The organism is Pedobacter africanus (assembly GCF_040548825.1).
Taxonomy (GTDB): domain Bacteria; phylum Bacteroidota; class Bacteroidia; order Sphingobacteriales; family Sphingobacteriaceae; genus Pedobacter; species Pedobacter africanus_A.
In genome coordinates, this window is record NZ_JBEPSL010000001.1 from 2512775 (window position 1) to 2536980 (window position 24206).

Annotated in this window: 19 protein-coding genes and 1 pseudogene; 2 read left to right on the plus strand and 18 right to left on the minus strand. The window is 45.0% G+C overall.

Annotated elements, in window-relative coordinates:
- Positions 1-2: 2 nt before the first annotated feature.
- From ABIE26_RS10170 to rocD, 8 genes are all read right to left on the minus strand, one after another.
- Positions 3-1073, minus strand: a complete 1071-nt coding sequence (locus tag ABIE26_RS10170) for a DUF6528 family protein (RefSeq protein ID WP_310137131.1) — start codon at positions 1071-1073, stop codon at positions 3-5.
- A gap of 49 nt (positions 1074-1122) precedes the next feature.
- A complete protein-coding gene (locus tag ABIE26_RS10175) occupies positions 1123-2175 on the minus strand; it encodes a DUF6528 family protein (protein ID WP_310137130.1) in 1053 nt (350 codons plus the stop codon).
- Between the two features lie 17 nt (positions 2176-2192).
- A complete protein-coding gene (locus tag ABIE26_RS10180) occupies positions 2193-3749 on the minus strand; it encodes a RagB/SusD family nutrient uptake outer membrane protein (RefSeq protein WP_310137129.1) in 1557 nt (518 codons plus the stop codon).
- A 12-nt stretch (positions 3750-3761) separates the two neighbouring features.
- Positions 3762-7136, minus strand: coding sequence for a TonB-dependent receptor (locus ABIE26_RS10185; protein WP_310137128.1), 3375 nt, complete (start codon positions 7134-7136; stop codon positions 3762-3764).
- A gap of 216 nt (positions 7137-7352) precedes the next feature.
- Positions 7353-8552: a FecR family protein gene (locus ABIE26_RS10190; RefSeq protein ID WP_310137127.1), complete on the minus strand. Its 1200-nt coding sequence runs from the start codon at positions 8550-8552 to the stop codon at positions 7353-7355.
- A 66-nt stretch (positions 8553-8618) separates the two neighbouring features.
- Complete coding sequence (locus ABIE26_RS10195; RefSeq protein ID WP_310137126.1) at positions 8619-9179, minus strand: RNA polymerase sigma-70 factor; 561 nt, start codon at positions 9177-9179, stop codon at positions 8619-8621.
- A 99-nt stretch (positions 9180-9278) separates the two neighbouring features.
- Positions 9279-10238 (minus strand): arginase, encoded by a 960-nt coding sequence (locus ABIE26_RS10200; protein ID WP_310137125.1) that lies wholly within the window; start codon positions 10236-10238, stop codon positions 9279-9281.
- A 6-nt stretch (positions 10239-10244) separates the two neighbouring features.
- Positions 10245-11501 carry an ornithine--oxo-acid transaminase gene (gene rocD / locus ABIE26_RS10205; RefSeq protein ID WP_310137124.1) on the minus strand — a complete coding sequence of 419 codons (1257 nt, stop codon included), beginning with the start codon at positions 11499-11501 and terminating at the stop codon, positions 10245-10247.
- Positions 11502-11645: 144 nt separating this feature from the next.
- Here rocD and ABIE26_RS10210 point away from each other — a divergent pair, with 144 nt between their 5' ends.
- Together ABIE26_RS10210 and ABIE26_RS10215 are read left to right on the plus strand one after the other, a co-directional pair.
- Entirely contained in the window at positions 11646-12098 is a 453-nt protein-coding gene (locus ABIE26_RS10210; protein ID WP_310137122.1) for an Lrp/AsnC family transcriptional regulator, read from the plus strand.
- A gap of 79 nt (positions 12099-12177) precedes the next feature.
- Positions 12178-12678 (plus strand): histidine kinase dimerization/phospho-acceptor domain-containing protein, encoded by a 501-nt coding sequence (locus ABIE26_RS10215; RefSeq protein ID WP_310137121.1) that lies wholly within the window; start codon positions 12178-12180, stop codon positions 12676-12678.
- Between the two features lie 45 nt (positions 12679-12723).
- Here the strand turns inward: ABIE26_RS10215 and ABIE26_RS10220 are convergent, their stop codons facing one another.
- The 10 genes and pseudogenes from ABIE26_RS10220 to ABIE26_RS10265 all read right to left on the minus strand — a co-directional run.
- The gene (locus tag ABIE26_RS10220; protein WP_310137120.1) at positions 12724-13410 is read right to left on the minus strand and encodes a TetR/AcrR family transcriptional regulator; all 687 of its coding nucleotides are present in this window, start codon (positions 13408-13410) and stop codon (positions 12724-12726) included.
- Between the two features lie 63 nt (positions 13411-13473).
- The gene (locus ABIE26_RS10225) at positions 13474-16149 is read right to left on the minus strand and encodes a carboxypeptidase-like regulatory domain-containing protein (RefSeq protein ID WP_310137118.1); all 2676 of its coding nucleotides are present in this window, start codon (positions 16147-16149) and stop codon (positions 13474-13476) included.
- 13 nt (positions 16150-16162) lie between these two features.
- Positions 16163-17008 carry a GLPGLI family protein gene (locus ABIE26_RS10230; protein WP_310137117.1) on the minus strand — a complete coding sequence of 282 codons (846 nt, stop codon included), beginning with the start codon at positions 17006-17008 and terminating at the stop codon, positions 16163-16165.
- Positions 17009-17107: 99 nt separating this feature from the next.
- The gene (locus ABIE26_RS10235; protein ID WP_310137116.1) at positions 17108-17431 is read right to left on the minus strand and encodes a hypothetical protein; all 324 of its coding nucleotides are present in this window, start codon (positions 17429-17431) and stop codon (positions 17108-17110) included.
- A gap of 53 nt (positions 17432-17484) precedes the next feature.
- Positions 17485-17814 (minus strand): hypothetical protein, encoded by a 330-nt coding sequence (locus ABIE26_RS10240; protein WP_310137115.1) that lies wholly within the window; start codon positions 17812-17814, stop codon positions 17485-17487.
- Positions 17815-17955: 141 nt separating this feature from the next.
- On the minus strand, positions 17956-19131 hold the full coding sequence (locus ABIE26_RS10245) for a FecR family protein (protein WP_310137114.1): 1176 nt from the start codon (positions 19129-19131) through the stop codon (positions 17956-17958).
- Between the two features lie 70 nt (positions 19132-19201).
- The gene (locus tag ABIE26_RS10250; protein ID WP_310137111.1) at positions 19202-19792 is read right to left on the minus strand and encodes an RNA polymerase sigma-70 factor; all 591 of its coding nucleotides are present in this window, start codon (positions 19790-19792) and stop codon (positions 19202-19204) included.
- Positions 19793-19875: 83 nt separating this feature from the next.
- The gene (locus tag ABIE26_RS10255; RefSeq protein ID WP_310137108.1) at positions 19876-21267 is read right to left on the minus strand and encodes a sialate O-acetylesterase; all 1392 of its coding nucleotides are present in this window, start codon (positions 21265-21267) and stop codon (positions 19876-19878) included.
- Between the two features lie 17 nt (positions 21268-21284).
- On the minus strand, positions 21285-23237 hold the full coding sequence (locus tag ABIE26_RS10260; RefSeq protein ID WP_310137106.1) for a hypothetical protein: 1953 nt from the start codon (positions 23235-23237) through the stop codon (positions 21285-21287).
- An 84-nt stretch (positions 23238-23321) separates the two neighbouring features.
- Positions 23322-24206: pseudogene (locus tag ABIE26_RS10265) on the minus strand (3-keto-disaccharide hydrolase); the annotation flags it as partial.

Consider the following 24206-nt stretch of genomic DNA (forward strand, 5'->3'; position numbering starts at 1 on the left):
CTTTAATAATTCGGATCAAACGATTTTCCCCTGTAAAAAGCCGCAGTACTTACCGTGCGCGAATACAGAAATGCACCTGTAGCCAGATTGTAAAAGTCTACATGGTTAGCACACCAGCCGTTAAAGGTACAACCCGGATCTTTGTAAGTCTGCACCATAATGTTCTGGCCCGGAAGGGTGCTTACTGCATTTACAAAAGCGCGTTGTGCAGCTCCGGTTATTGCGCCGGGAATAAATGCACCAGCAGACTTACTGAATACATAAACGCCCCCATTGGTTGTAACCAGCAGCTTATTGGTATCCCCATCATATGTGGCAATATCGTGCCCCCAGGGCGTAATGGTACTCAGCGAATAACTCATCAATAAAGACAGCTTAGGATTGGAAACCGTTCCGCCATTTGCAGCAGTATTGTACGCGTACTTATTGAGGGTAGCCCCAATGGCCCAGAGGCAATTCTGCGAGGGGTCCCAAAGCACCTGATGGGCAGAGGTAAGCGGGTATATGGTGTTTACATATTGATTGGGTGCGGCCTGAGAGGAAGAATAAATCCGGATGTAATTGCCACCGGTACCGGCACTTGTGCCCGCAGCTGCAACCACACAATTTCCATCCGGAAGAATTTCAATACCGTGAATCCCCGCATCAGTAGGGAATCCTGTTGCCCATATCCGCTGCCCGCCCGGATATTTCGCAATTACGGATAACCTTCCGCCGTGGGCCACAATAACCTGCGTTGAACCCCAATGATTGTTGTTCCTGACTTTCACGTCGTTTACATCTCCCCACAGGGGTAGTTCTGAAGTTGCGTTAAAGCCCAAAGCGGTTGTTGGTTTAAACGACCATTTAGGTATAGTCCAGCTGCTTACAGCAGGGTCGTAAGCTTCCATCCTGTCGTTGGCCTGGTTGGTGGTACCAATCCAGCAACAAGTGGCTAAGGTGGCATTGGCATTCGATTGTTTTTTTGCAGGGGCTTCTTTATCTGCTTCCTGTTGTCCACTTTCTTTTTTACATGCTGAAAATAGAATTGAGCAGCAAAAAAAGAACATAATTTTAGCATTCGACGTTTTCATCTTGATAAGTTCTGATTGTCTGTGAAAATAGGGATGGATTAAAGACCGGCTACTGATAGTTGCTGTTCAGCAGCTTAACTTTATAAAAACACGCCCCGTTTACTACCCTGGTTCCATCCAGCTGACCGCCGGACGAATAAAAATCCACCGTACTTGTACTCCAGTCGTTCAATCCGCAACTCATAGCTGGCCTTGGGATTTTATTGTAATCCGGGCGGGTCAGTACAATTTGTCCGCTAAGCTGGTTAGCCATTCCTTTTACAAAGGTGAGACCTGCCGTTGGTGCTACCGAAAACGACTTTGTGCTTTTGTTGAACAGATATTCTCCGCCATTGCTGGTTACCCAAAGCAAATTGCTGTTGCCATAGTATGGAGATATTTCATGCCCCCAGGCCGATGGGATTGTGATTCTCCAGGAAACGATTTCTGTAAGCTCAGGCATGGCAGCTGTACCGCCAATAGCAAGGGCGGTAAGGATATGCGCTTTGGTTGTGGAATGCTGACCGGTAACCCAGAGCACATTCGTTGTGGGGTCCCACAAAACCGCGTGTGCGGAAATCAACGGATATTCAGCATAATATTCCTGATCAGGGCCTTGTGAGGAGGCATACAACCTTATCCAGCCCCCATCAGATGCCGCAATGGCGATGTTGCCATTTGGCAATAATTCTGCCGAATGAAGGTTCCCGCTAAGGCGTTTTGACCATTTCCGCTGTCCGGAAGGGTATTCAACAATAGCTGCAAAGCTGTTATCGGTGATGGCCGCGTATTCGGCATTGTTCCATACCGGCACCTTTCTGAGTTTAAAATCCGTTCCTCCGCCAAAAGTGCTGACATCGGCTGTCACAAAGCCAAGCGAAGTCGCAGGGGCCCATGACCATTTTTTTGCTTCAGCTGAATTCCAGTTTTCTATTGTCGGATCGTAGATCTCTATCCTTTTGCTGGCATCATTGGTAAGCACTGTCAGAAATCCTGCAAAAGCTTCGGGCGGCTTGCTTACAAAAGGAGGTTTAACGACCGGTGGTTCTGCAGTATTGTTTTTACCGCAGGACCAAATCAGTCCTGCGGTAAATAAAGCACATAAAATGAGGTTTCTTTTCATGTCGGTGTATTTATTGGTCAGTACCCTTCATTCTGCGTGAGTTTTTCGTTCAGCAATATCTCTGCATTGGGTATAGGGAATAGCAGCCGGTTTTGGGTAACATTGTAACTTCCCGCTTGCAGATAACTGTAAAGCGCCTTTTGCTTCACACCAAAAGCATTCATCACCGTAATGGCATTTCCCGTCCGCACCAGATCCAGCCAACGCTTGTTTTCAAAGGCAAGTTCTGCTCTTCTTTCTTTCAGGATGGCTGACCTCAATACCGTCTGGTCTGTACTTGTAATATTAGCCGTAGCATTGCCAAAAGCCCTGCTTCTTACCGTATTCAAATAAGGCAGCGCCTCTCCGCCTTTGTTTTGTTCGTTCAGGCTCTCGGCCAGCAGCAGTAAAGTTTCTGCATAGCGGTAAACCGGCCAGTTGTCGTTGGTTTGTCCGCCGATGGTATGGGTATGCAGGAATTTCTTCGGGAAAGGACGCCCAACTTTACCTGCAGGTGCAGTGTATCCGACAACGGATTTTACAGCTGTTGCCGTAAAATCGTCTGTTGCATTAAAGGTACCTTCGGCTATTGCAATTGAAGCATCCAAACGCTGATCTCCGGCCTCATAAGAACTGATCAGATCCTGCGTTGGTGTATTGAAACCTCCAACTGTAGTCACATTATTAAAATTTATACCTGTAACCACAGTGGTGTTCACCATACGTGGTAAAAAATTATAAACAGAACCCTCTACATTTGCCTGTGGCACGGCCAGGGCGGTATTGAACTGTACCTCAAAAACAGATTCCCTTCCATTTTTGTTGGCCAGCTGAAAGGCATCACCATAATTCGGGAACAGGGTATACCCCATTCCGGTTACCTGCTTCAATACCTGTTCTGCCAGATCATACTTTTTTAAGTTGATGTAAACATCGCCCAGCAATGTCAAAGCTGCACCTTTTGTTGCGCGGCCCGTTTGAGGAAAAGTAGGCGCGCCCAGCATCGCTGCCGCATCTGTGGCGTCAGCAATGATCAGGTTATACACTTCCTGAGCTGAGGAGCGGGCAACATAGGTCTCTGCCCTTGTAAGGGGTGCACGCGGATAAATGGGCAATCCGCCATAATAGCGCACCAGGTCAAAATAGGCTAAGGCACGGATAAATTTAGCCTGGCCAAGAATGTAATTGCGACTAGCATCGGGCAAAGTAATGTCATCGATATGGTCTATAATGACATTGGCGGCCGAAATGGTATTGAAACCCGCATTCCATTTGGGAGGGGTCTGGTTGTTAAATTTATCGTCCAGAAAATCCGCGACCGCACAGCGGTTAACTGTAGCAACGGCCTGATCGGATGACTTATAATCGTAATGCGCATTGTCTGACCGCATTTCTCCCATCGTCCAGGCACTTTTGTTGTTGTAAAGTCCACGCAATTGATTGTACGCACCGTTGACAGCCAGGTTAAAGTCATTCTCATTTTTAAAATAGTTACCCAATGTGATGTTGTTGGGATTGGTTTCGTCCAGGAACTTTTTACACGAGAGTTCCAGGAAACTCAATACTATTATGATGATGTAAGTAATCTTTTTCATTTTAATCGGTTTTTAAAGGTCGAGGTTTAAACCAAACGTAAATGTCCGTTGAAGTGGGTAAGCGCCCAGGTCCTGCCCCTGCTGGGTTACAAATCCGAGCCCCCCGGCACTTACCTCCGGATTGCCCGGATAACTGGTAAAAATGTAGGCATTCTGCACAGAGGTATATATCCTCAGGTTTTTGATGTATGGCGTTCTCCACTTTTTAAAGCTATAACCAAGGGCAACGTTGTTGATGGTGAGGTGCGAGGCATCGTAAATAAACAAGGTATTGTCTGTGCGGTAAGCTGCCGTGGTACCGGCCAAAGTCCGTGCAATCCTGCCATTGCCGGGATCTTCTTCAGACCGCCAGCGCTTGAGCAGTTCCGGAGGTCCGTTAAACACCCCATCCAGGTTGTAAGTACTTTCCTGCATCCCGTTTTTCAGCTTGTTTCCGGAAGTACCCGAGATGGCTATGCTCAAATCGAAATTTTTGTATTGAAAGTTATTGCTCAGGCCAAAAATAAATTTCGGGTTGGGATCGCCAATCACAGTCTGATCTTCCGGATAAGTGATCTTACCATCACCGTTCAGATCCTTAAATCTTACCGTTCCGGCACGGGAAACTGTGGTTGTACCGGTACCATAATATTTAGGCCCGGCATCGGCCTCGGCCTGGTTCATGAATATGCCGTCAAATATATAACCATAGAACTGGCCAACAGGCTTGCCAACCAGGGTCCGGTAATCCGTAAATTCGCTGAGTGTAGTTGTGGGCGAATCTGCAAACGAAATGTTGTTCAACCCGATCCGTTTAACCAGGTTCCTGTTAAAGGAAATGTTGAAACTTGTATTCCATTTAAAGTTACCGGTCATGTTTTTAGTGCTCAGCACAAACTCATGCCCCCACTGACTGATATCGCCCAGGTTATCCTGTACTGTGGTAAAGCCTGAAGATTGCGGAACAGGAACCGAAAACAATAAACCCGAAGTCAGTTTATTGTAGTAGTCGTAAGTGAAGTTGATGCGGTCGTTAAACAAACCCAGGTCCAGCCCTGCATCAAATTGCTTATTACGTTCCCAGGCCAGGTCCTGATTGCCCAGACTATTTTGTACTTTTCCTGGGGCCAGGCTGCCGGAAAAGGTGTAATTGGCATTCCCTATACTGGCCGCTGTGGTGTAATTTCCGATTTCATTCATCCCCGTTAATCCATAACTGGCCCTTAGTTTCAGAAAGCTTATTTTTGGAACACTTTTCAGGAAATCTTCTTCGCTCACAATCCAGCCTGCACCAACCGATGGAAAAGTACCCCATTTGTAATTGTTGCCAAAGCGGGAGGACCCATCTCTCCTTAAGGTGGCCTGTAAAATATAACGATCTTTATAACTGTAGTTTAACCGACTCAGCACAGACAGCATTGACCAGGCGTTAAAGCTTGAAGTGTTGGTGGTAAAACGTGTGGCCGCACTTAAATAAGTAATCTTATCGTCCGGAAAATCACGGCCCACCATATCGCTTGCCAGACCGGTTGACCGTTGAACACTGAGACCGCCCAGTAATTGCAATGCGTGTTGCCCAAAACGCTTCTGATAATTAAGCGTATTTTCATTGAGCCAGGTATAGTCACTATTGTTCAATGCCTGCCCCAGTGCGCTGTTGTTACCCGGAGGAGGGTTTTCAATAGGCACGGCATTAAAACCACCCATAGAGGTAGAGGGGATAAACCTGTTGCGCGTCATATTTCCTACATCGGCACTTCCCGAGGCCCGGAATGTTAAAGCGTTGGTCAGCTTAATTTCCGTAAATACATTGGCCAGCACACGGATCCTGTTGGCATCATCCTGTACCTCCAACAGCTGCCGGAGTGGGTTTGCCCAAACAAACTGATTGGTAAAACCTGAAATACCCAGTGCCAGCGAGCCATCCGGATTATAGGGTGAACCCATGGTAGGAATCATCGAAGCAGCCGCAAATATATTGCGCTGACCGTCGACATTAAAGCCCGTTCCCTGCCTGTTGTTGTGCTCCAGCTGGATAGATGGTGCCACCCCAAAACCGACTTTGATGTTTTTGCTTAAACTGATGTCGCCGTTGGCCCTTAGGGAAAATCGCTTATAACCCGTATTTTTAAGTATGCCTTGCTGGTTAAAAAAGCCTCCAATCAGACTGAAAGAGGATTTTTCATTTCCGGTATTGATGGAAAGGCTATAGTTTTGGACGGGAGCATTCCTGGTGAGTACATCAAACCAGTCGGTGCCCACACCATATTGATCTGGATTTTGGTATACGGCCGGAACGGTACCTGTAAAACCTTCATATTTGATCTTATCTTCATAAAATCCCTTCATGTAGGTAGCCAGCTGGTTGGCATTCATTACCGGAGGAATGAGTTCTTTCATCAGGGAAGCAACACCATAATAAGAATTGAAATTTATTTGCGTACCCCCCGCTTTTCCTCTTTTTGTAGTAATGATAATTACACCATTTGCTGCCCTTGAACCATACAAAGCAGTTGACGAAGCGTCTTTCAGAATCGTGAACGACTCGATCTCATCGGCATTGATGTTATTGATGTTGTCTGGATTTGCCGGCATGGGTTGTCCATCAACTACAATTAAGGGCCTTACATTGGTGCCCAATGAAGCCGCCCCGCGTATCCGCAGGTCCATTCCCTGCCCTGGGCGGCCTGTTGTTTGTGCCACCTGGGCACCCGGCAGCTTTCCGCTGAGCCGCTCGGCAAATGTTCCTGTTGGCTGATCTTTAATATCTGTAGCAGATAAGGTTGCAACAGATCCCACCAGGTTTCTGGCGGTCTGTGTGCCGTAAGCCACTACCACCACTTCATTCAAGGCAGTATTCGACTCTGTCAGCTGTACATCAATACTGGTCCTCCCCTCAACCGGAACCTCCTTTGTGATAAAGCCCATAAAAGAGAAAACCAGGCTGCCTGACGGTTCAGGTATCGTTATGGTATACTGGCCTGCGCGATTGGTACTTGCACCTCCGGAAGAAGCTCCCTTCAGCTTCACAGACACCCCAGGCAGGGGCTGTCCTTTGGTATCCGTTACTACTCCTTTTATAGTCACTATTTTTAATTCAGGGAGCTGGCCTCCTGCCATTTTTCTGATTACAATCATGTTATCTATAAAACTGAAAGACACCTTTTGTCCTTCAAAGCACTTTTCCAGCACAGTGGTCAGGGGGCTGTTTTTAACAGCTAAAGTAATTGGTTTGGTTTGCCTGATGATATCTGCATCACATAAAAAATCAAAACCGGTTTGCTTGCGGATCTTACTGAAAACCTGCTCAAGCTTTGCATTTTTTTCTGACAACGTTACCCGCTGGGCAAAGCCGCTTGCACTTACCTGCAGCAAACCAGTGAGAAGAAAAAAAACTATTAGTTTCATGATCAAGAATAGTTTATAACCCCTGTAACATTTTTTATTACAGAGTTCATAAGGATAAATTTCCATATCTTTGAATATTAGGTTGGTTTATAATTTGTTCGATCTTATTATAATGTCTCTAAGGGCAATGATCACCTAAACCGCATTCATGCGGGTAAACCGGGGGCGCTGCAATCGCTCCTGGTTTTTTAGCTAATTATGCTGAATGGTGTATAGCTATTTCATAACAATGATCCTCCTTTCTTTCCCCTTACCATTCAGGTTATCCATTTTAAAGCGTACCACCCCTGTAAGTTCCAGGCGTTTTAAAACTTCCGATACATTTTTAAAACGTGACACGGTACCCCACAGGGCTTTGTCCTGCAGGTTGTCCTCATAAACAACAGTTACATCGTACCAGCGGGATATTTTACGCATAATGCTCTCAACAGGTTCATTGGCAAACATAAAATATCCGTTCTTCCAGGCTACGACCTGCTCTGTATCTACATCATTATTCAGTGCAATTACTGCCCCTGCCCGTTCCGAAATTTCAGCCTGCTGCCCTGGTTTCAGCAGAACTTTTTCTGTTCCGCTGTTAACCTTAACCGCACCTTCAATTAAAGTAACTTTGCTGGCTGCCTCATCTTTATAGGCCATAATATTGAAATGGGTACCCAATACCTCTACAGCTGATTTACCATAATTCACGACAAATGGCTTTGCCTTATTTTTAGCGACTTCAAAATACGCTTCTCCACTGAGGGTCACTGTACGGTTATTGCCGGCGAACTGTGATGGGAACGACAATTTGCTATCGGCATTTAACCAGACATGCGTTCCGTCGGATAAAATCAGCTGGTAAGTCCCCCCTTTTGGAGTAGCTGCTGTGATCAGCTCACCGGATAAAATCCCCCTGGCTTCGGTACCCATACCTACCGCAGTGCCATCATTGTATTTTAACTTGTCGTGATCAATGAAAACTGCTTTCCTGGCATCGCTGAGTTGTACTACCGCTCCATTTGAGAAGGTCAGCATAGCTGTATTTTTACCCGGAGGGATGTCGGTTTGGGCTACATTCCGTAATGGGGACTCTATTGTTCGGTTCTGGTAAAACCACAATCCGGCCCCCGTGGCAATCAGGATGGAGGCAGCTACTGCAATACGCAGGAGCCAGTTGTTTTTTGCCTTGACTTGTAACTTATGGTGCTTGGTTTCCGCTGTTGTTTCAGCTTCAAGTTTATCGTTTAATTTTTGGAGGATCCTTGTTTCCAGCACCGGCTCAGTTGCTGCAAAAGAAGCCGGAATGTTTAATGGGGTATCAAGGTTTGCCGTATACCAGTCATTGAACTCTCTGAGCTCTTCTTCCGTTATGCTATGGTCCAGCCATTTCGAGGCAAGGTATCTGTATCTTTGTAGTTCTTCTGAATGTTCCATTTCTTAGGGCCTGTAATTATAGTATCCATCCTGAAATGAAAATCCCTTAGTTGCATTCAAAAAAAATTACAATAAAGTCAAAAAGAACTGGCTAAACTTTGTCCGTAAAGTTTTTATCGCCTTTCCCATATGCGCTTCAACTGTTTTTTCAGAAATATTGAGCTCTTCGGCGATCTGTTTCTGAGACATGTTCAGGTTCCTGCTCATGTTAAACACCAATTGACATTTTTCAGGCAGTTCAGAGATATACCTGTCCAGAATTTCTTTCAGGTCCAGAAATTCAAGCCATTGCTGGGTAGAATCGTCGAGCACATGACTGGCAATACTTTGGGTATATTTTTGCTGGTGGTACTGCTTGTCCAGTATTTTAATGATCCAGTATTTTACCGAGGTAGTTAGATAGGCACCCAAAGTAGTTGTGATAACGATGACCGCCCTACGGTTCCAGAGCGACATAAAAATATTCTGAACCACTTCCTCTGCTTCTTCCAGATTGCCCAGTTTTTTTCCGGCAATGTAAAACAGTTTTTTCCAATACCGATGATAAATCTCCGTAAATGCGGCATGGTCTCCTTCTTTAAGCAAGGCAGTCAATTCCTCATCAGTAAATGTGCCGTAGGCAGCCATGGTTCTTATATCTCGCTTAATATTATAAAAGATAAAGTTCCGGAAAAATTCCGCAATTAAGCAAGCCGTAATATATTAACTTTATATTAAAATATAATATTACCTGTATTCCCCGATCGAACCGGTCACCCGTTCCAATACTTCAAAAGTGGTTTCAGCCATTTTATTCCCTTTATTGTCCAGCAAGGGGTTTACCTCTACCACTTCAAAACATACAACTTTCTGAGAAGCAATAATTGCCTCTATAATAGCAATGACCTCATACTGATCAAAACCCTTAGAAACCGGGGTCCCGGTCCCCTGCGAGATCAGGTCACAATCCATGCTGTCCACATCAAAAGAAATATAGATCAGATCGCATTCCTGTATTTTTTCCAATGCCTCCCCTACACAGGTAGCTAATCCTCTGTAACGGACTTCTTCCACTTTGTAGTTTCTGATGCCTGAATTTTCCATCTGGATATCTTCTGCTGCTTCTGTATCCCTGACCCCGAAATAGATCAGGTGCTCAGGTTTTAATTTAGGTTCAGCAGTTCCTATTTTCTTTAGCCTGTCCCACAGTAGTACAGTCTCTACCTCAACTTTATTCACTTTACAGCTCAGGTTATCGCTGGCCAGGGCAGCTGCCAGCGGCATTCCATGTATATTGCCCGAAGGCGAGGTAAAAGGCGAATGCAGATCGGCATGGGCATCTATCCATATGACAGCGAGTGTTTTATCGGGATATGCGGTTTTAATGCCGCTTATGGTACCTAAAGCAGAGGAGTGATCGCCCGAAAACACCAGTGGAAAGCAGTTTTCCAGTAAAGTGTTTTCTACTGTTTGGGCCACACGGGTACATTGCTCCAGCACATGCGCTATTCTTTTGGCAAAGGAGTTTCTGTCTTTATTGTAGATCGTTTCATTGTGGGTTTCCACATCAACAAAAGGAAAATTATTAAAATATTCACTTCCCTTGTTGATGGCGGCAATTTCAATGGCATCTATGCCCATGTCAGATCCCCGGGTACCAGCACCAATATCAGATCTGTTTTTGATGAGCCTGATCGGATTTTTCATAAAATATCAGGCAAATTCCATCAAAGACTTTTCGATGATGGCCAGGCACTCTTTGATCTGCGCCTCGGTAATGACCAATGGAGGAGCTAAACGGATCTTATTGCCGTGGGTAGGCTTTGCCAGCAAACCGTTCTCTTTAAATTTCAAACAGATCTGCCAGGCCAGGTCAGAGCTTTCCTCACTGTTGATCACGATGGCGTTCAGCAGGCCTTTGCCCCTGATCAGACTGATCACCCCAATTCTGTTCGCAATTTCGGTCAACCCGGTCCTGAACAATCCGCCAAGCCGGTGCGCATTTTCCGCTAATTTTTCATCAATTACAACCTGCAGTGCTTCCATAGCTACCGCACAGGCAAGCGGGTTCCCACCGTAAGTAGAACCATGTTCTCCCGGTTTAATGGTGAGCATGACCTCATCATTGGCCAGTACTGCCGAAACAGGCAGTACACCGCCTGAGAGGGCTTTACCTAATATTAAAACATCTGGTTTACTGCTATCATCAGCCCCCACATTGTAGGAAGCCAGCATACTTCCGGTACGGGCAATACCTGTTTGGATCTCATCAGCAATAAACAGCACCCGATGCGCTTTACATAAAGCCTGTATATGGCTTAGGTAGTGGCTGTCTGGCACAACTACGCCAGCCTCTCCCTGTATTGGCTCTACAATAAAACCTGCAATATTTTTATCTGCCTTTAGCAAGGCTTCAAAGGCGATTACATCGTTATACGGAACCTGTACAATACCCTCTACAAAGGGGCCAAAATCTTTCCTGGCACTTTCATCATCAGATGCAGAGATGACCGAAATGGTACGGCCATGAAAGTTGCCGTTTGCAAAAACTATTTTTGCCTGGTTGGCTGGAATGCCCTTTACCTGGTAGGCCCATTTACGGCAAAGTTTTATGGCAGTTTCAACAGCTTCCACACCAGAGTTCATCACCAGGGCCTTATCAAAGCCAAATAAATTGCAAATAAATTCTTCAAAACTGCCCAATTTATCGCTGTAAAAAGCACGGGAAGTAAGGGTTAACTTTTCTGCCTGCTGTTTCAAAGCACCGATAATCCTTGGATGGCAATGCCCCTGGTTCACGGCCGAATACGCTGAAAGAAAATCGTAATAACGCTGCCCTTCAACATCCCAGACAAAAACGCCTTCACCTTTTTCCAAAACTACCGGTAATGGGTGATAGTTGTGCGCGCCATATCTGTTTTCTTTTTCAATTAGCGTTTCGCTTTTGCTTAAATTTGCTGAGATTTCCATTGCTGAAGTATTTGGTGTACAGGCAAAGGTAACTATATTTATTATTTTATAGACTAAAAAGTTAAATTTGACTTTACACAAAAGAATTAAAGTCAATTTAACTTATTTATATCTACATTGGTTAAAACCTAATTTGAATTATTAATGGAACACATAGATGAATTTGACGTTCAGATTTTAAAACAACTTGAACAAGACGGACGGATGGCTTATTCTGCTATTGCAACTGCCCTGGGTGTATCCAATACCATGGTTCACCAAAGGATAGCGCGCTTAACCGAACAAGGTATTTTAACCGGGATCAAACCGGTTTTAAATGAGAAAAAAATAGGTTACGACTGGGGGGCTTTTACGGGCATCACCCTGGAGAAAGACCATGATTCCAATCGCATTATAGACGAACTCAAAAAAATCCCCGAGGTTACCGAGTGTTATTATATCACCGGCAACTATACCCTTTACGTTAAGATTGTTGCCAAAAACCATGAACACATGAGGCAGGTGCTTTATGAAAAAATTGACAACATACCCGGTATTGCCAAAACCGATTCTATAATTGAACTGGGCTGCGCTTTTAAAAGGAATATCATTTTGTAAGGCTCCGCCGGTCGGTTCATTCTGTAGGATTCCAATCCTGTTGCAGTTTTTTACAATTAAAAAGATTAACTTCAATTGAATGAAAACGCTTGCCATGAAAAACAAAAACTACATCGTATTGCTGTACCTGGTTATAGGAAGTATATGGGTAATCCTGAGCGATCAGGTCATTTCGGTTTGGATTGATGGAATGCCGGCCCATAACCGTGCAGTGATGCACAGTTTAAAGGCTTTTTTGTTTATAGGCATCAGTGCATTGCTGCTGCAATACCTGATCAACCTTTACCACAGGGGCCAAAAGAAAAACATGGACTTCCTTAAAAAAAGCCTGGAAGAGAGCAGAAAACAGCAGGCCCTCATTAACGAACAAAACACCATGCTGAAAGAAATTGCCTGGATAAATTCGCACGAAATACGAAAGCCGCTGGCCTCTATACTGGGGCTTGCCGAACTGATCAGGGAAACGGACGATCAGCTGGAAAAGAGCAAATATTATCCGATGGTGGACAGCTGTATTGTGGAACTGGACGAAATTGTGTGCCGGTCGGCCGCCCGGTTAGACGAACTCATTGCAAATTGAAATTAGCTGATCAGGTTCAAAGATCTGAAGAAGCTAAGGACAAACTTATTTGTCAATCCCTGCGGCCTTGTAAACTGTTTCGACATTATGCTGAATGGCTTTAGAAATGCGCACTTTTCCTTTGGCATCATTGATGTCAATACCGCAAAAAGTACTGCCATTGGATTTTGCGTGCAGGGACAGGTAATAAATGCCCGCGATGTGCAATGCCAAAAAGGCCCGGATATCGACCCCGGACTGTTCAAAATCCTTGTCTAAAATCTCCAGCAAACCATCACCTGTGGCCTCCCGCTGATCTGCGGCGCTCCTTAACATTTTATTCTTCCCTGCCAGGCCCCAGTGCATGATCTTTTGCTGAACCTTATCATTCAGCAGGGTATCAAACTGGGCTTGTAATAGTGTATTTACCATTACTTTTCCAAGGTTATCCGGATTTGCCATTAAATTACTGAGCATTTTCTTTGCGCCTGATTTCCAGAAATCCTTCTCCATGATATAGGTTTCTATCAGGTTGTCGAGCGTACCAAAATAGGTATAGATCAGTTTCCTGTTCAGGCCTGCCTCATTGGCGATGTTAACCGCGGTAAGTCCCGGATAGCCATGCTTCTGCAGTACTTTCCCTACGGCGTTTACCAGTTTTTTCATGGAGCGGGCCTTCTCCCGGAGCGGCCCTGAAGCTACTTTTCTGGACTTTGGGTTTTCAGTTTCCGTTTTCTTGCTTTTTGACATCATTTTGCATTTTTGAGGCCCCTGCAAGTTCTAACTTTTTACCGATAAATTCAACTTATACGGCCATCAAAAAGAAAAAGCATATTTTAAAAGAACCGTTCTTGCCCGGAGCGGCATCTGGAATACTGAAAGCTGATTTGAATTGGAAACGATCTGTTTGTATACGCCTTGGTTGATCAGATTGATGCCATGTAGCTCAAAATAGCTCTTCCATTTTGCGGGGGTATATTTGAGGTTAAGATCTATAAAGTGATTGGCTACCGGGTTTTGTAAAGATTGTTTATACCAGCTGAATTTATAGCTTACACCGTACAACAACTGCGCGGTTAAACTGTGCTGCCACTCCGCTTTTATTTTTTTAAAGTCTGTGGCGTTTTTAGTTACAGCGCTGCCGGATATTTTTTGTTCGTTTATAAATTTCCCGGTCTCTGCAGTAACTGAGACTGTTGCTTTACTGAATATTTTTCTTCTGGCCGCACCCGAAAAGCTAACGACATAGGAATGGTATGGTGAGATCTGTCCATTGTAAAAACTATTTCCTTTTTGCAGGCTCAGGTTACCGGAGGCCGAAACATTGGTAGAAAGAAAGAACAGGTATTTGGAAAGGTTCGCAGTCAGGGCATACCTATCGGTCCTGTTCTTAAAATCAATGGCTACCGATTTTGTAAGGCCGCTATCAAGCGTATAGGTATTGATAAAGTTTTGTTTTGTCTGGTCGTAGTTGAAACTCAGATTATAAAACAACATTTTTAAGGGTTTCCTGTAAGCATACCTTAGCCCTATTGAACTGATGTTTGTTTTTGGCAGTGGGGCATCATTAAAGTTAAACTGCCTGTAGTTCACCAGCATGGTTCCCTGATAAACATCATTGACCTGGCCAAATTCTGTTTGCCTGGAATACCTGAAATTTGTTTCCGCATAATTGCCTGTTCTTTTGCGAAACTCAATTACAGGGTTGGGCAGGAACCAGGCATTTTTGCCGGAAGCAGTCTTTTTTTGACCAGTATAATGGATAAAGCTGTAAGTCGGGCTTGCCTCTATGCTAACCGACGATCCTTTTTCAAAGAGATAAATAGCAGAGGCTCTGCCAAAAAAACCAAGATTGTCAAATACGATAGCATTCTTAAACTGGTTCCCTACAGCACTTGTTACCAGGCTGCTGTCTGTTTTATACAAACCCGAATTTAATTTATTCCGTTCATAGAAGAGACCCAAGGAGGCAGAAAGGATAAACTGGTCAAATTTGGTTTTGTAAGTTATCGATTGGTTAATAAAGATATTCCGGGTACGCGCCTGCTGGTCCAGCTTAAGGTATCCTATACTGTCGTTAACAATGTTTTCCTGAATTCCAGGCAGAATGGTCAAAGCTTCATTAAGTTTGTAATACTGCAGCAGCGCGTTGTACTGAAGTATATTGTTTACCCCAAGGGCCTTAATCAGATTAGTCTCGTTACTTAGCGACGAATATGAGGAGGGCTGATTTTGTTTAAAATCCTGTCCGTTCTGAGCCGTATTCCCGATTCTGTCCCATTTTGGAAGATCGATCCTGGTAACCGACCTTAAATATATTGAATTGCTGTTTTTCTCGATCTGGGCCTGAACCTGCCACTGGTTTAGCTTAAATGTGCTGTTTTGTGCTTCATCATAACTTATCGTATCTGAACCCGGCAAAAAATAATTCAGCTGATTGTTATACCTGTTTTTACGTTTGAGCTGAAGTGTGGAAACATTTAAGCGCAAAGACCAGTCCGTTTTAAATTTGAATAGGGTGTTGATGTTTGCAGCATTGTCATTATTCATTAAATAATATTGCTCTGCAACAGCAGGCAGGGTTTCATTCTGCATAGAAAGGTAAGGCCTCGGGCTCCTTAAATTCATTTCACTGCCATTGGCCGGCAGCCCGACATCGGCGTTTTCAGTTTCCAGGTTTTCACCAATATTATTTGTTTTGAGGTTATTAATGCTCTTCAGCTTTTGCTTGAAAATAAGGTTGTTCAGCTCGGCATGGTAAGCTTTATTGCCCAGGCCAATATGCCCTGTATTAATGGACATGGTACGGGCGCTGTCAGTTAGCTTAAGGTTTAATGAAACATTATTGGCAACTACGTAACCGTTTAAGGCCTTTACCGGCTGGTCGCGCTCTATTACCTGTACCTGTTCTACAGCACCAACAGGTACATTATTGGTTGCGAGCCTGTATCTGCCACTTAAAAGATTGTCTCCATCAATATACACATTATTGATGCGCTTTCCGTTGTAACTGATGGCGCCTTTTTCATCAACCTGTATACCGGGCAGCCGGCTGATTAAATCGGCAATAACGCGATCATTTTTATCGGCAAATGCTTTTACATTGTATTTTAAGGTGTCGCTTGACAAAGATATTTTGCTGTCCGATTTGATGACTACCTCCTGCAATTGCCTGACTATCTTTTTTAAGGTAATTACATACCTTTCATCCGCGCTTCCGCTAAGCGGCACAATAGATTGCTGATAACCCAGGGCCGTTATTTTAATGGATAACTGTGCGCTGGTATTCTGAAATCTGCACATAAAAACACCTTTCTGATCGGTTTTTTCAAATGCAATGCCAGCACCGTCTTTATCCACAATGGTTACAGATGCTCCTTCAACCGGATCTCCGATGCTGTCTTTTACCAGACCGCTGATGCTGGTCTGGGCAGACAACAGAGAGGCGGAAAACAGCAGGTAAAAAATTAGAAACAGGCGTTTTATGTGCAAAACGATAACCGGTTTAGTTTGCCAATTCCAGCGGATAATTCACGATAAACTTTTTACGGGGCTTTCCCTGAGGGTCGCCCAGCACCGTTACTTTATCTATTGACGTTTCAGTGCCGGTATACCCGCCCACACCCAGACTTTCTTTATAGGCTTTTTCCATTCTGTTGTAATCTGAATGGCTGGTAACAATGGCATCTGAAGGCAATTCCAGGGATATATTCGTGGGAAGTGGGGTATCCAATGTTAGCCTGGTACAGGTAAATCTGATCCTCTGGCTCTCATCATAGGCCTCCATGATCAGTCCCGGCAGACCCTGCAGTTTCCAGGGACCAAAGCTGACAGGTATGTCGGTTGTAAACCAGGCGGTATATTTGCGGCCTTTACAGACTCCGGTAGCCATCTGGCAGGTATAGCCCAGTAGTGATTTGGTCTCTTTTTCAATTTTCCAGTTAATTTTCTCCATCACCTCTTTGATCAGGTAATTATTTTCACTGAAAACCTTATTTACATAAACTGTTTTTTCATTTGCTGATGTGATGATATTTTCAGCAGTTGAAGGGATGAAAAGGCCCATATTTACCTGGTTGCTGCCAGCGCTGGCGGCAGCTTCAATTTTTGACTTCAGAATGGAATCCTGCATTTGTTTGGTATAGCTGGTATACAAACTTCGCTGCGTGTTGAACACCATTTGGAAATCTTCTTCCCAGATACGGCCTGTATTGGTGGTATCACGGATGTGAAAAAAATGATAGATTGCAACGCCTGAGGAAGCATCGGTTGTTTTTTTGTTTTTGTAGCTAAAGGAATAAAAGATGCACAACAGCAATGCAGATACAAAAAGCTTAAGGTAGTAAGGCATATATCTTGATTATTGATTTATAAATAAACCCCGGGCAATACCCGGGGTATCCTGAAACAAAAGAAGGTCTGTTCTCTGTATGTTCTGACGAAGGCTTAATTAGAAACAGCCGCCACCTGCATTGGCATAGCCGCAGGCATAGTTATAAGCTGTTTGTGCCATTGAAGCGTTGGAAACAGAATTCCCCGCAGATACCCAAACTGTCAACATCTGCCCACAGTTGTCATAAAATTGAAAAGCCATTTGCCTGCGGAAGGCTGTTTTTTCAGTTTCAACTGTTTTTGCATTGCTTTTGTCCAGGTTTGCTGCTTTTTTTACTTCTGCTTTTGTTACCACAACAGCAGCTTCTTTTGGGGTCAGGCCATTGGCATATGCGCCAACTGCCATAAATGAGCATAATAATGCTATAAATAAATGTTTCATGATTTTGATTTTAATAGATAAATGATTGTTTTTTTACGCCGGAAAGCATATCCCTATCTTGGGAAACATCCGCTTCCGGTAAGGGTGCTCTCTGCATATGCATAGGCTGTTCCGTACAAATCGCCATCGGTTGATGAGCTGCCACCAGATACCCAAACGGTCATCTGCGTACCGCATCCATCATAGAAGGTAAAAACCATCTGACGGCGACGAAGCGTCCCTTTTTCAGTTTCGTTTTCAAGCGGCTTGCCATTGTTTTCGTTAGGAATTGTGCGCACTTCTGTTTTTGTTACAGCAGGAGCAGCTTCCTTTGGGTTTGTACCATTAGCATAAGCGCTAAATCCGATCACTGTACAAACCAATGCGATAAATAATTTTCTCATGATTTTTTTTGTTTTTGATAGATAATTGAAATAGGTCAGAACATAAGAGAATGACATTGCTGTATTCAATGGCACAAATGTAAATTCAATTCTCAATAATTCAAAATTAATTCTCACTAGTGAGATATAATATTCAAAAAATCACTTCAATTTCCTCACCAGAAGCGTCCTGCCTTTGAGCTCGAACCTGAATGCAGCATCTTTTTGCAAGGTGCCCAAAATATCAGTAATGCGGTTGTACCGAATCACGATGCCAGACAGCCGTTCATGTTTTAAGCCTTCCTCCTCGTACTGAACATCTACATCATACCATCTTGATATTTTGCTCATTACGTTTTCCATCTCTTCGTCCTCAAACCTGAAGTAACCGCTTCTCCAGGATAAGACACCCTCCATATCGACGGTTTTTACAGCTACACCACCTCTGCGCGATATCGTAGCCTGTTCTCCAGGTCTTAAAACCTGGCTATTTACCTCTACCGATCCTTCCAATAAACTAATCTGCGCTGGTTCTGCAGGGTAGCTGCTCACATTGAAACATGTTCCCAGCACTGCTATACTATGCCTTTTGCCCAGTACATAAAAAGGCCGCTTTCTTTTTTTTCCCCGCCATTGCCGCTCTGATTTGGCAACTTCGAAATAAGCCTCTCCAACAAGGCCTACCGTCCTTGCAAAATTGTCATTAAATGATCCTGCAATTTTTAGCCTGCTATCGGCATTCAGCCATATTTTACTTCCATCAGCAAGCTGAACATGGTATTGCATGGCAGGGGGAACACTAATGATAAGCTCATCGCTTTGTATGCCAAGGTCTTCACTTTCCCGAAGCCGGGCTTCAGTACCCCGCACAAATGAGCCATCGTTGTAGCTTAATTTATTGCCGCGAATTACAATCCCCGACTTTGCCGCATTCAGCTGCAGTACCTTGCCGTTAGAAAAAGTGAGGGTTACGCCCTTCCTTACCTGAACGCTGTCTTTAACACCAGAAACCAGCACAGTACTGTTTTTTGCTACCGGGTGGGGATTGTATTTGTAAAACCAGAAGATTAGCCCCAAAAATACCAGCACCACTGCAGCCGCAATACCTATAGTACCCAGCCGGTATACCCGGGCTGGTTTCCCTGTGTAAGGGATAGCCTGGCGAAGTATAATTTTTAAACTGTTTTCTTTTCTTGTCCAGAGGTCATCAGGGAATTCAGCTGCAGCCTGCTGGTCCGCGCATTGGTTGTACCAGCTTTCCAATAATCCACGTTCAGCATCAGTGCATTTGCCCTGTTCGTACCGTTCTATTGCTGCTATAACTTCCTCTTTTGTCATCTGTTTTGCATTCGCCTAAATTACAAGACAACTGTGAAGCAGGGATAGACTACATGAATTTATTTTTTTTTTAATCCATCATGGCAATGATAGTCAGCAACACTGCATGGGACACACCTAATTTGTTCCTTAAAATTTTGAGGGCACGCTGCACCTGTGTACGCACGGTATGTTCAGATATGTTCAGCATTTCAGCAATTTCCTTGTGCGATAGGTATTGGTTGCGGCTCAATTCAAAGATCTGCCGCATCTTTTCCGGCATTTTCTCTACTTCAGATTTTACAATAGCAGCCAGTTCCTTATACCTCAGCGCCTCATCTGCCTCATAATTCCCTTTTTGCATAAACAGCCTGATATCTTCCAGCCGGTTGGTTTTTACCTTTTCATGTTTGATCCGGTTAAATACACGGTTTCGCGTAGCAGTATACAGGTAAGCAGCCAGTGAGCTGCTGAAATGGAGTTCGCCCTTATGCTGCCAAAGCCAGCTGAACATATCCTGCAATACGTCCTGGGCCTGGTCGTCATCACTCAGCATACGCCTTACATGCAGAAAAAGCGGCGGCCAGTACCTGTTATAAATATTGGTAAAAGCCTGCAGGTCGCCTTCTTTTAACAAGGCGGTGAGTTCGGTGTCAGAAAGTACAGCACTGTTAACCATCATCTGTAAAGCATTGGTAAGTATCGGATACGAAAGTGCAAGTATAATATTTTTTCCTGTACTCCGTCACGTCTTCAGTGGTATCATCAATCAGACACCCAGCTATCGGTCCTGAAAGGTGCGACAGGCAGGCCTGCTTTACTAAAAAGGTTACCTATTCCTGAATTGCTGAACTGGTACCGGACAGCAACAGGATTTTTTACGGCTTTATTTGAAAACAGGATACTGTTATTCTTTATTTCCACTACTGCCGGATGAAATTTACGATCGGCACCTGCTATAAAAGCTTCCCTTGCTGCTGCTCCTTTAACCATTAAACCATTTTCAGCATGGTCAAAATCAACAACAGCATATTGTCCTTTTATCAATAAAGATCTGAAAACCGGGCTTTTATACCCCTGTTTTTTTATTTTGTAAGTCTCAACCAAAGCCAGATCGGCAAGACGTAAACCTACATCCTTTTTATTGACAGGATGAATATTCAGCGTATCGTTTACCAGATCTGAAACAACCACCATTCCGGTTTTCTTTATAGACAGATTTTTGGCCTGCGCTTCTCTTACCAATGCTCCTATAACAGGTTTTTCGTATTTGTAAGGTGCAATCTGTACGTAATAAAAAGGGAATTCTTTGTTCCAGCCCTTACGCCAGGCAGCTATCATGGTATCCATTAGCTGAGCATAACTGGCAGGGGCCATTCTGTTACTTTCTCCCTGATACCAGATCACACCTGCAATGTTGTAATTCAAAAGCGGTGCAATCATGGCATTGTATGTAGCTCCCGGATTTACCGGCCACCATTCATTAGGCAGATTTTTTGTTGCCGCCTCCTTTAAAACGGGATTATTTTCAATCAGTTCTGCCGGTGTCCATACTTCCGCAGGTGTACCACCCCAATTGCTATGAATAAGTCCTACAGGTACATTTGTGTCCTGGCTTATCTTTTTTCCAAAATAATACCCAACAGCGCTGAATGCTTTTATGGTATTGCTGTCGCACGTTGTCCAGCTAGCCCCACAATTAGCCTTTGGCACTTTTGAAGTTGTCTTGGGCACATTCAACAACCTTATATTAAGTTTGCTGAGTCTGGAAAACTCTTCTTTAATGCTGCTCACACCGAGGTTATAATTCCATTCCATATTCGATTGTCCGCTGCAGATCCAGACCTCGCCCATTAAAACATTCTCCAGTACAATTTTATTTTCTCCCTGAAAGATTATAGTATACGGACCACCCGCCTGCGGTGTTTTGACTTCAATTTGCCAGGTAGAATCGGCCTTTGCAACTGTTGTAGTTGTGCTGTTGTTCCATGAGGTCGTAATTTTGATTTGCTCATTGGGCGAGGCCCACCCCCATAGTTTGGTGGTAGATTTTTGCTGCAAAACCATATTGCTGCTCAAAACATCCGGCAGGCGTACACTGGCTTGTAATGGCTGCACCAGATAAAAAATGACCAGAAAAAAAAGACATTGTTTCATCTCTTAAATATACGGTTTCATTTATTCAATGAGTTAATATATGCTGCTATTTTCAATCCATCGGCCTTGGACACCTGTGGCATCGGTGGCATCTCTGTTGCATAACCCGGCCAGTTTTCAGGCTTAGGGTTGTGGATCAGCTGCAGGATCTTTTCATTGCTGTATTTGCGTTTGGCAATATCGGTAAATGAAGGACCGATCTGCTTTTTGGTTGGGTTATGGCAGGCCAGGCAGGTGTAATTGGTCAAAAGGCCCTTTACTTCATTGTAAGTTGGTGCTTTGGCTGCTGTTTTTGCTGCCGGCAGCTCCTTTTTTTCTGCTACCGCTGTTTTCCCTTTGGCCGCTGCTGCTGTCTTTTTTGCTGGACTTACACTGGCCTTCGGATCATTTGCCGAATTCCGGGTGCTCAGCTCGCTTGCCGCCAGTTTATCTCCTGCCGGGATGTTGTTCAGCGTATAGTAGGCTACAGGATGTACCACTGAATAGTAGTGCTGCTTTTCCCTGATGCCATTTACACTGATGCTGTGGATGTAATACCTGCGCAGGCCATCCACCACGATCCTGGCTTTTAAACCATCGGCACTTACTTTAACCCCTTTTACTTTCAGGCTTTGCTGGTTTACCATAGGTGAACCGTACACAGGCTGGTATTTATAGGTAAAGCTTTCTACACCATAGGAAGCGATATCCTGGGCCGATTTCAGGTCTGCAGGACTGGTAAACTCAATTTCGAACCCATCCGGCATGGCCCTTACCGCTTTCATCTCAAAAGGCACTTTGTTGTTGTATACCAGGCGTTCCAGTCCTTCATTGGCATCTCCTGCAGAACCCCAGCCCCTGTTGGTCTCCCCAACAAACAGGGAGCCATCGTTGGCCCAGGCCATGCGCAATACACCCGAGCGGAAGCCGCTCCTGAACATAAATGCAGCACCTTGTTCCTCCCCGTTTACCTTTTCCAGAAATACCCTGGAAATGATGCTCATGCCCTGATCGCCCACCAGCAGCTGTCCTTCAAAAGGGCCAAAAGTACCGGCAGGTATTTTTAGCGGCTCCGAATTGGAAATGCCAAGGATACCATGGGGCAGCCGTACCGCAGGCAAACGCAGCTCAGGAAAATCCTTTTTCATATCGGCCAGGGTTTTGAATTCTTCATTTACCCTGTTTTCGGGTTTAATGTAGCGGCCATTGGCGTCTTTTATCCTCCTTTCATCCAGTTTGGAATAGAAAAAATCAGCACTCAGCTTTAAAGGGGAATCGCTTCTGCCCGTCCAGGCCAGGCTTGCAGGATGTCCTATAAAATCCCCTTTGTTTACTTTCCAAAGTCCGCCGGTACCTACCCAGTCGCCCTGGTTTTCGGTATAATACAGCTGCCCGTCGATCACATTCAGACCGGCAGGTGAGCGCAACCCTGCAGCCCAGGGCGTCATCTTCCCATCTTCGGTAATGTGCATCGCCCAGCCCCGCATAGGAACCCTGCTTTCTGCACGCCACCATTCTTCATCACCAAAAGCCACATTCGCGGTCACAAAGAATGAACCATCGGCTGCTATTGTAGGGCCAAAGCTGTATTCGTGGTAGTGCCCGCTCAATGGCCAGGCATATATGGTTTCATAGACATCGGCCTTGCCGTCCATGTTTTTATCCACCAGCTTGGTCAGCTCTCCCCGCTGTGCCACATATAAGGCACCCTCTTTATAGGCCAGTCCCAGTATTTCATGCAGGCCGGTAGCAAACTTGCGGAAATAAGGGCGGTTGCTGGTCGGGTTTTCAACGATAAACACATCCCCCCTTCGGGTAGAGATGCCCAGGTCACCATTGGGCAGGGTTACCAGCCCACCTACTTCCAGTACCGGCCCTTCCGGTACCCGTACCTTCATGATCTTAAAAAAGTCTTCTTCTTTTGGCGTTTCCTGTGCTGTGGCGATATTGTAGGTTAGGCTTAGTGCAGCCAGGGAGAACGTTGAGAGCATTGAGAACGTTGAGCGCATTGAGAACGTTCTCCGCGTTCTCCGCGCTGATATCTTGTTAAATAATGTTGTCATCTTTGGGCCGGATTAGAATAAAATGGAATAGTTTAATTTACTGCGGAGCTGGATGATCAGTTCCTTTTTACCAGCAGCATCACGGATGATGGGCTTATCCTGCGGACCATTGAATTTCAGGTACCAGGATTGCCCATCAACAAGGTAAACCCCTTTGCTGAGTTCCTGTATATCAGTTCCTCTGGCCAGCATCAGGTAAATGTTTGCTGCAGGTTTATCAAGACTGATCTCCCTGCTTAAACCTTCTCCATTTTCCAGGGCCTTAATGGCATCGCTAACCTGCAGCCCATGCAGGTTGTACTTAAACTCAGGCCTGTCTTCATTGTCCATTACATAGCCCCTGGGTTTGAAGCCGGTTCCGCTGGTATCCAGGGGCCATGCTGCCTGGGCAGTTTCAAGCCGGGCAAGGGCCGGCTGCAGTGTTGCAGTAAATGCTGTTCTGGCACCACGCGGCCTGGAGGTACCATTGCCCCTGCCATCCCACATCGGGGTGGCATCTACAAAATCTCCCCGCCAGCCATAAACCAGCAGGCCCTTGTCGAGGTCGTAACTGTAATGTACCTTTTGCGGACTGCCCACAGAAATGGCGTGCACTACCCGGATACGTGGGGCGATGTCGACAAAGCTCCTGATCATGGTGTTTACGGGTGCATCAATATAGATCGGGTCTGCACCGCCCCCGCCTTTCTGGCCCCCATTGCGCAGTTCTTTGGGCAGGGCCGTGATTTTGATGTTTCTGAAAGCTACAGCACCGTGGTCGCCCTGGAAACGCAATGCGCCCAAAGCTTTTTCCTTATCAGCCGCCCCCCTGGTAGGACCAAACAGTTCCACATTGTCGTGGATCAGTACGCCATTCAGCTCAGCGCTCAGGATCCTTGCATTGGCAGTTTTGTTCCC